The 8385-nt window shown below is 56.5% G+C and carries 7 protein-coding genes; 5 read left to right on the forward strand and 2 right to left on the reverse strand.

Annotated features, from left to right (window positions below; all coding sequences use genetic code 11):
* The first annotated feature begins 441 nt into the window (after positions 1-441).
* Positions 442-2136, forward strand: coding sequence for an acyl-CoA dehydrogenase (locus ABYV26_RS15400; protein ID WP_372682246.1), 1695 nt, complete (start codon positions 442-444; stop codon positions 2134-2136).
* Positions 2137-2372: 236 nt separating this feature from the next.
* Here the strand turns inward: ABYV26_RS15400 and ABYV26_RS15405 are convergent, their stop codons facing one another.
* Both ABYV26_RS15405 and ABYV26_RS15410 read right to left on the reverse strand, forming a co-directional pair.
* Positions 2373-2789: a YkgJ family cysteine cluster protein gene (locus ABYV26_RS15405; RefSeq protein WP_372682247.1), complete on the reverse strand. Its 417-nt coding sequence runs from the start codon at positions 2787-2789 to the stop codon at positions 2373-2375.
* A 96-nt stretch (positions 2790-2885) separates the two neighbouring features.
* Positions 2886-3398: a Spy/CpxP family protein refolding chaperone gene (locus ABYV26_RS15410; protein WP_372682248.1), complete on the reverse strand. Its 513-nt coding sequence runs from the start codon at positions 3396-3398 to the stop codon at positions 2886-2888.
* Positions 3399-3758: 360 nt separating this feature from the next.
* On the opposite strand from ABYV26_RS15410, the gene ABYV26_RS15415 reads away from it, so the two are divergent.
* From ABYV26_RS15415 to ABYV26_RS15430, 4 genes are all read left to right on the forward strand, one after another.
* Positions 3759-5498 (forward strand): ATP-binding protein, encoded by a 1740-nt coding sequence (locus ABYV26_RS15415; protein ID WP_372682249.1) that lies wholly within the window; start codon positions 3759-3761, stop codon positions 5496-5498.
* A complete protein-coding gene (locus ABYV26_RS15420; protein WP_372682250.1) occupies positions 5498-6865 on the forward strand; it encodes a sigma-54-dependent transcriptional regulator in 1368 nt (455 codons plus the stop codon). The genes ABYV26_RS15415 and ABYV26_RS15420 overlap by 1 nt, the downstream gene beginning before the upstream one ends.
* 103 nt (positions 6866-6968) lie before the next feature.
* Entirely contained in the window at positions 6969-7886 is a 918-nt protein-coding gene (locus tag ABYV26_RS15425) for a hypothetical protein (RefSeq protein ID WP_372682251.1), read from the forward strand.
* A gap of 114 nt (positions 7887-8000) precedes the next feature.
* The coding region (locus ABYV26_RS15430; protein WP_372682252.1) for an outer membrane lipoprotein carrier protein LolA at positions 8001-8385 on the forward strand (385 nt) is incomplete at its 3' end.

Raw genomic sequence — 8385 nt, forward strand, 5'->3', positions numbered from 1 at the left:
CAATTCCGGCCAAGTGATGATGCCCTTAATTCGCGTTCGGGTCATTGCTCTCCAATCTGCTGATAAGTTAAGGCCTTCGATCAGATAGAAATTGACTTTTCTTTGAATCCGTCAAAAATAAACGGATCTATGACCCATAAAAAGGTCATACAATAATATTTGTTATTATTTCTATTTGTTGAACGATTTTTGATTTAGATAAGCCCGCTCTGTAAAGGTACGCTTATCATCTATCCACAAAGATTCACCATTTTTTGGGTTATAGGCCCGAAAATAAATAGCAGAAGACGCGCCCATTGGCCATCACCCATTGACAGAACCCGTTTTGGTGGGTTAGGGGGTCTATGTTAACGTTGCCAACATGGCCGGTGTTCCATGGCTGGAAAAACGCCCGCACGGATTGACCGCTGCGGCAATATAAAGATCTGAGGAGGGGTTTCCATGCTGTTCAATCCGAAGAAGGCGGGGTTCGACCACCTGGACCCGCGATCCAGGGAAATCATGCAAAAAACCATCGATTTCTTTGAGGCCAAGGGAAAGAAAAAACTCAAACAAGACGATCACGAGCGGGTCTGGTACGACGATTTTCTCGGGTTCATCAAAAAGGAGCATATTTTCTCCAGCCTGCTGACCCCGGTCCCATACGGCGGTGAGGGATGCCGGTGGGACACCTATCGCAATATGGACTTTAATGAGATCTTAGGCTTTTACAGCCTGGCTTACTGGTACACTTGGCAGGTGAGCATCCTGGGGCTGGGGCCCATCTGGATGGGTAAAAACGAAGCGGTCAAGCAAAAGGCGGCCAGGCTGCTGGAGGAGGGCGGGATTTTTGCCTTCGGGCTATCGGAAAAAGAGCACGGGGCGGACCTGTATGCCAGCGACATGGCCCTGACTCCGATCGGGGACGGCCAGTACCGGGCCGATGGGAGCAAATACTACATCGGCAACGGCAACGAAGCGGCGCTGGTCTCCACATTTGCCAAGAATTCGGAAACCGACGAATATGTCTTCTTCGCCGTGGATTCCAAACACGAGAATTACGAATGTGTCCAGAATGTGGTCAACTCCCAGATGTACGTCTCCGAGTATGCCCTGCATGGCTACCCCCTGACCGACGACGACATCCTCACCACGGGCAGCGAGGCATGGGACTCCTCCCTAAACACGATCAACGTGGGTAAATACAACCTGGGCTGGGCCTCCATCGGCATCTGCACCCACGCTTTCTACGAGGCCATCGACCACGCGGCCGGGCGTTTTCTGTTTAAGCACTATGTGACCGATTTCCCCCATATTCGCCAGCTGTTCGTGGATGCTTATACCCGGTTGTGTGCCATGCGCATGTTTGCCGCACGGGCTGCGGATTATCTGCGCAGCGCCTCGGCCGACGACCGGCGGTATCTGCTCTACAACCCCATGGTGAAGATGAAGGTGACCACCCAGGGCGAAGAGGTGATCAATCTGCTGTGGGATGTGATTGCGGCCAAGGGTTTTGAGAAGGACACCTACTTCGAGATGGCGGCCCGGGACATCCGCGCTCTGCCCAAGCTGGAGGGCACTGTCCACGTGAACATGGCCCTGATCGTCAAGTTCATGGCTAACTACTTTTTCAACCCGGGGCAGTTCCCGGTGATCGGGAAAATGAACGCCGCCGTCAACGACGACTTCCTGTTCAATCAGGGGCCCACCCGGGGCCTGGGCAAAATTCAATTCCACGACTACCGGCTTGCCTACAACAGCCTGGACCTGCCCAACATCGCGATCTTCAACGAGCAGATCGCCCTGCTGGTGGAACTGCTGGCCACCGCCACTCCGGACAAAGAGCAGATCAAGGACATCGATTTTCTGCTCAATCTGGGGGAACTTTTCACCCTGGTGGCCTACGGCCAGCTGCTCATCGAAAAAGCCGGAATCGACGCGGTGGAAGACGACTTGATGGACCAGGTCTTCGATTACATGATCCGGGATTTCTCCAAATTCGCCCTTCTCCTATACAGCAAGACCAGCAGCACGGCCAGACAGATGGACATTTGCACGCGAATGATCAAAAAGCCCACGGTGAATCCGGAGCGCTTCAACCGGATCTGGGAGAAGCATGTTTACGCGCTCAGAGGGGCCTACCGAATGAACGACTAAAACACGATCTTAAAAATAGCCTCAGTGCCCAGGGCTGCGTTACACAGCGGCGAAAAATGCTCACAAACCAAGTGTATGCTCCGCTTTTTCACCGTTGCAAGCCTTGCCCTGAACACGGATCCTAAATTTTAAGACCATGTTTCGGGAGTAGGTATATTTTCACGATTAGCTTAATTGTCCAGCGATTCAACAAAAACCGTTCATCGTCCTTTCTTTAAATGAGCGACGGGCGGTTTTTACATGCAGTTTGCCAGGATATTGAGGATTTCGTTTTTGGTGTAAAGACGACCGCTGCCGATGCCGGGGCACTGGCTGTGGATCTTATTCCATCGGGTTTCGGCGCGCAGGTTGGCAAACCAGAAGGGAAAGGTTTTACACTGATTGGGCCGGACGGGATAGATTCGGCAGCCCTCCTCAAAAAACAAACAGCTGCCGTCTTCAGCTTCTCTGATGCGCTGTTCGTTTCCCCAAGGACGCAGAAAGGCACCGCCAAACGCCGATATCGACATGCCTAAATAAGCGGCGATTTCGGCGGTTTCCCGTTTGTTGACCCGCACGACGCCGGGATCGCCGGTGCAGCAGGCGCCGCAGCACCGGCATTCAAAGCGAATGCCCGCATCGAAGAAATAAGCGCGCTGGTCCAATTGGTTCATGAGGCGGCTGATCCTGCGTAGATAAGGCGGTTTCGGGCCAAAGAAAATGCGCCGGGTGGATACTCCCCGGCGCATGGTTGGTTCACAGCGGTTTTTTTACTGGTTGGGGCAGTTGCCTCGTCCGTCTCCCATCCCCTGGCCCATGCCATGGTGACCCATGCCCCGGCCTTCCATCATCCATCCCCTGCCGGCATCGGGATTGATCTTTCGCATGGCCATGACGTGGCCCAGGCGTTTCTGATCCAGGCTCGCCTGAAGGTCGGAGACCGCTTTCTGCAAGGCCGAGGCCTTGTTCATATCCGGCTGGCGTTTGGCCATCTCCGCTCTCAATTCCAACCGCTTGGCATAAAGATCCTGTCTTTCAGCCTTGGTGGCATCGAAAAAGGCCTGGCGCTCGGTCTCCATCTGCTCGCGCTGCTCCGGTGTGAGGTTTGCGTTCATTTGGCCATAGGCGCAGCCACCTTGGCGGTTCTGTTTGCCGCAACCTCCATATCCGCGCTCATCGCCCTGGCTTCCCATTCCCTTGCCCGCAAAGGCGGTTGCCCCCACGGCGATGACGGAGACGGCTACCAGGCTGGCCAATGCGGTTCGCAGTTTGTTGGTTTTCATGATGAACTCCTTTCAGGTTTGACATAAAGTCGGGTTGGTTGAACAGATGTCCGTTTTCTATTTTCGACAACCTGCTTGAGCAAGCCTGGTGCCAAATCAGTTTGATTTTTGGCGGGGAAAATCGTAACCTTTTAATACTAATAACTAAAAAATGATTTTCAATCGTTGTCAGGATTGGCTGCAGCGATCGGTCCTGGGGTAGGGTGGGTCGAAACGATCCAGGTCGAATCGTCGATCCGGGTAAAAAGGTTCCAGTTTTCTTCGGCGGGTATCCAACCTGTTGGATGACGAGCCCGTCCGATCGGACTTTTGGTAAAATCGGATTGCTTGGCAGTCTTTTTGTATTCAATGGTCGGGATGATGACGGACAAACATCAATTCAGAGTATTCCTTTCGGGTTTCTCGCCATGGTTCATCCTCGGTGCCGTTCTGGTGATGCTGCCCATCGTGGCCTTGATGACGCTGGAGACCATCAATCGCCAAAAAAAGCAGAGCATCCACCTGATGATGGAAAAGGGCGCCGCCCTGGTCAGATCCTTTGAAGCCGGGACGCGCATGGGCATGCGCGGCGGGCATGGCAGCGGGTTCCAACTGCAGCGGCTGTTGGTCGAGACGGCGGCTCAGCCGGACATTGCCCACCTGCTGGTGGTCGGCATCGACGGTACCGTGATCGCCCATAGCCAAAGGGATAAAGTGGGCGGCCACTATGGTGAGGGCCTGGATCTCGAAACCATCTATGCTTCCACTTCGCTTGCCTGGCGTCGGACTGCTTCCATGGACGGTAAGGCGGTTTTCGAGATCTTCGGGAAATTTGCCCCGCTGGCCAAGGGGCCGAACCGTCCCATTCACGGCCACATGACGCGAATGATGGATAGGCCGCCTCCCGAGCGGGAGGCCTCGCCCATGGTGATTTTCGTTGGATTTCGAACCGATGCCCTCGATTCTGCCCATGCTGACGACTTGCGGCATACCGTGATGATGGGAGCGATTCTGCTGTTGGTGGGGTGTGCCGGGTTGATGCTGCTTTTCCTGGCCCAGAACTACCGGTCCACCCGCGCCTCCCTGGCGCGCGAAAAGGTTTTTTCCGACAACTTGGTGTCACGCATGCCCATCGGCCTGGTGGCCGTGGACCAGGACGGCCGGGTGACCGCCGTGAACTCCGTTGCTGAAGCCACGCTGGGCGTCCGTGCCGTGGATGTGATCGGATTCGCTGTCAATGATGTCATCCCTTTGATACTGGCAGATACCCTGGCCGGCACCGACAGTCTGGTGGAAAAGGAACTGCTGTGCCCGGTGACCGACGGCCGTCGCATCCCCATGGACGTGAGCGCCGCCGTTCTGGCCGATGAAAACGGCCAACGCTTCGGTCAGGTGATTTTGTTCAAGGATCTCACTGAAATCCGTGCCCTTCGCCAGGAACTGGAAAAAAACCGGCGCCTGGCTTCGGTGGGGCGGCTGGCCGCCGGTGTGGCTCACGAAATCCGCAACCCCTTGAGTTCGATCAAGGGCTTTGCCACTTATTTCAAGGAAAAATATCGGGAAAACGCCAAGGATCAAGAGATCGCCGGCATCATGATTCAAGAGGTAAACCGGCTCAACCGGGTGGTGGGTCAGCTGCTGGAATTTTCCCGCCCGCTCCGGCTTCATTTTCAACAGGTGCCGTTGAAGCCCTTCGTTCAGGATGTCTTCAAGCTGGTGACGCCTCAGAGCAGCCAGGCCAATGTCAGCATGGTTCTGGACATGACCGATGAACGCCTGTGCGTCGATATGGATACCGATAAAATGAACCAGGTGATGATCAATCTTCTGCTCAACGCCCTGGATGCCATGCCGGGCGGTGGTCGTCTGACCGTCCGTGTGGCGGCCGACGGGGACGGCAGCATCGCCATCCGGGTCATGGATAGCGGAACGGGTATCGACCCCAAGGATCAACCCCACATCTTCGAGCCCTATTTTTCAACCAAAAGAACAGGGACCGGGTTGGGGCTTGCCATTGTTCACAACATCGTCAAGGCCCACCAGGGTAGCATCCTGGTGGAGAGTCAAACCGGTGGGGGTACCATGGTCGAGATCACCCTGCCCGCTGACAAGGAGGCATGATGGCCGAATTCTACCGGGTGCTGGTCGTGGATGACGACACCGCCCATCGTACTATGCTGCGCACCCTGGTGGGCGACTGGGGTTATGCCATCGTGGATGCGGATGACGGGGAGGCGGCCGTTGCAGCCGTCCAGGCCCAGCCGATCGACCTGGTGCTGATGGATATCCGCATGGTCCGTGTCTCCGGCATAGAGGCACTGGAGCGGATCAAATCCATCAATCCAGCCATTCCCATCGTATTGATGACCGCCTACGCCTCCGTGGAGATGGCTGTGGATGCGCTCAAAAAGGGCGCCTACGACTATCTGATCAAACCCCTGGATTTCGACAAACTCAGGCTGACCCTGGAACGAGCCCTGGAGCATATCCGTCTCACCGCTGAGAACCGTCAACTCAAGAGGCAGCTTGAAGCCGGATTTCAGTCTCCGGACATCATCGGCAGCAGTCCTGCCATGGTTCGCCTGATGGCAACCGTGGCCCAGGTGGCCGCCTCCGAAGCCACGGTGATGGTGACCGGCGAATCGGGAACCGGTAAGGAGCTTGTGGCGGCGGCCATTCACCACAACAGCCCGAGAAAGGCTGGCCCTCTCGTCAAGGTCAATTGCGCCGCGATTACCGAAAGCTTGCTCGAGTCAGAGCTTTTCGGCCATGAAAAGGGGGCGTTCACCGGCGCGGACCGCCGCAAAGAAGGGCGTTTCGTCCAGGCCGACGGGGGCAGCCTGTTTCTGGATGAAGTGGGCGAGATGCCCGTTTCCATGCAGGTTAAGCTGCTGCGCGTGATTCAGGAGCGTGAACTGACCCGGGTGGGTGGGGAGCAGACCATCCCCGTGGATGTCCGGCTCATCGTGGCCACCAATCAGGATCTGTCGCAAATGGTCAAGGCCGGCACCTTCAGGGAGGACCTTTATTATCGACTGAACGTGGTGGAGCTGAAAACCCCGCCTCTGCGGGCGCGTCGTGAAGACATTCCCCTGCTGGCCGCCTATTTCCTGACGCGCTTTGCCGAAAAAAATCGCAAATCGGTGGAGCGGTTCTCTCCCCGGGCCATGGATCTGTTGATTCGCCATCCCTGGCCGGGAAATGTGCGTGAACTGATGAACACCATCGAACGGGCTGTGGTGCTGGCTCGGTCGAACTGCCTGGACGAGAGCGACTTTGCCGTGTTGACTGCGCGGCTGCACGAATCCGATACAGACCTGTCCAGCAGTGCTTTTCCTGCCAACATCCCCCTGGAACGGATCGAGCGGGAGGCCATCGTCAATACGTTGGCGTCCGCCGACGGCAACAAGAGCGAGGCGGCCAGGCGGTTGGGGATTACCCGTAAAACACTGCGGGAAAAGTTGAAAAAATACGACCTGAGCCGTTAAAAGAGGTTCAGGGTTCTGGGTTCTACATTCTGGGTTCGGGGTTTTCGCTTAACAGGTTCCTCTCTGTCTGTTTCTTTCCGATCAAAACTGCTATAGTCGGGCCATGACGCAACCATTCAATTCCATGCTGCGGGAGGGCCTTGCCCGGATCATCGAGGCGCTGGAAAATGGGGGGTGCCTCACCGATTCCACCCTCGATTACATCGACGAGGCCCTTTTTTCCCCTGAACCCGCCCGGCTGGCGGCGTTTTTATCTGGCGATACGGACAGTCAGCGGGACAGCCTGCTGGACCTGATCTTTTATCCGGATCAAGCCGTTCAGATGGACCTGGAACCGCTGTTGGAAGCCGCCCAGTTTTCCGCCCAGGATGAAAGGCAGATTCACGACCGGCTGATGGCCCGGGCGATCCATGCCAGGGTCAACATGCCTGACGGCAGACCGCTGGTCCGCATCCAGGTGCCCGATTTTATCAAGTCCCAATACCTGGCCCGGCTGAGTATCTCCTGGCAGATGGATCCCAGCGTGGCGGCGGCCATCCAAAAGGGCCTGCCGGCGTCCATGAGGCCCATTGTCAAGGTGAGGCTCAGAAATGCCGGCATCTGCACGGCATCGGGCAGGCAAAAATTCCTTTGCCGGTTCTTTGCAGGAATGGCCCACAGCGACCCTGATTACCTGGCCTGTCTGGACCTGGTGCTGCCCCTTCTGGAGAGAGTCGGCGAGGGCGTCGAGGTTTTCGATCTGCTGATCGAGAGCAAACGGTCCCTTTTTCGCAGTCTGCAGCAGGCCAGGCGGTTCGAAGCCTTGTTGGGCCGGTCCAACATGGAAACCCTTATGCTGCAGGGGGTGCGTGCTCCCCATAGCTCACCGGATGGCCTGATGCGCCGCATGCGCCTGATCGACCTGATTTGCCTAAGGATTTTCGGAAACACCGAATCCATCGATCTGCCCGTGGAAACGCCGGTTCGGCAGGTATCGGACAGGGTTACGGCCGAAGCGGCTATACAATCGTTGCTGCGGTAAGCCACCGCGTGGCCATTCTGTTTACAAACCGGATAAAATGGGGTAGTCAGGTCATCGCTTGGCCGACGCCGTCAAGCTGGCGACATATCATAGACCGCAAAGGAGAGGGGCCTTATGGACAGATTGAAAACCGATGGACCCAAATTCATTATTTTGATCATGGCCATGATGATGCTGGCGATCGCCTGCGGCCTGACGCGACCCCCGTCGGCGGCAGCGGCCGACCCGACGATCGACACGATCATCGCCGGGGTGGAAGCCCGCTACAATGTCCCCGGGTTTACGGCGGATTTCGAGCAAGAATCGATCCTCAAGGCTATGGCGGTGACCGATACGGCTTCCGGCAGACTGATGGTCCGGCAGCCTGGGAAAATGCGTTGGGAATATCTGGTGCCGGATCCCCAGACCATCATCACTGACGGCAGGGAGTTGTGGGTTTACCGGCCCCAGGAAAACCAGGTGCTGGTCGGCAAAGCCCCGTCGTTTTTCGGAGAGGGCA

Origin of the sequence: Desulfosarcina sp. (genome assembly GCF_041551955.1) — a bacterium.
Classification (GTDB): domain Bacteria; phylum Desulfobacterota; class Desulfobacteria; order Desulfobacterales; family Desulfosarcinaceae; genus Desulfosarcina.

What these genes read in the sequence shown, in the direction of transcription:
- ABYV26_RS15415 (WP_372682249.1), top strand. Translation starts at nt 3,759, where the DNA reads ATGACGGACAAACATCAATTCAGAGTATTCCTTTCGGGTTTCTCGCCA.
- ABYV26_RS15425 (WP_372682251.1), top strand. Translation starts at nt 6,969, where the DNA reads ATGACGCAACCATTCAATTCCATGCTGCGGGAGGGCCTTGCCCGGATC.
- ABYV26_RS15410 (WP_372682248.1), bottom strand. Translation starts at nt 3,398, where the DNA reads ATGAAAACCAACAAACTGCGAACCGCATTGGCCAGCCTGGTAGCCGTC.
- ABYV26_RS15400 (WP_372682246.1), top strand. Translation starts at nt 442, where the DNA reads ATGCTGTTCAATCCGAAGAAGGCGGGGTTCGACCACCTGGACCCGCGA.
- ABYV26_RS15405 (WP_372682247.1), bottom strand. Translation starts at nt 2,789, where the DNA reads ATGAACCAATTGGACCAGCGCGCTTATTTCTTCGATGCGGGCATTCGC.
- ABYV26_RS15420 (WP_372682250.1), top strand. Translation starts at nt 5,498, where the DNA reads ATGGCCGAATTCTACCGGGTGCTGGTCGTGGATGACGACACCGCCCAT.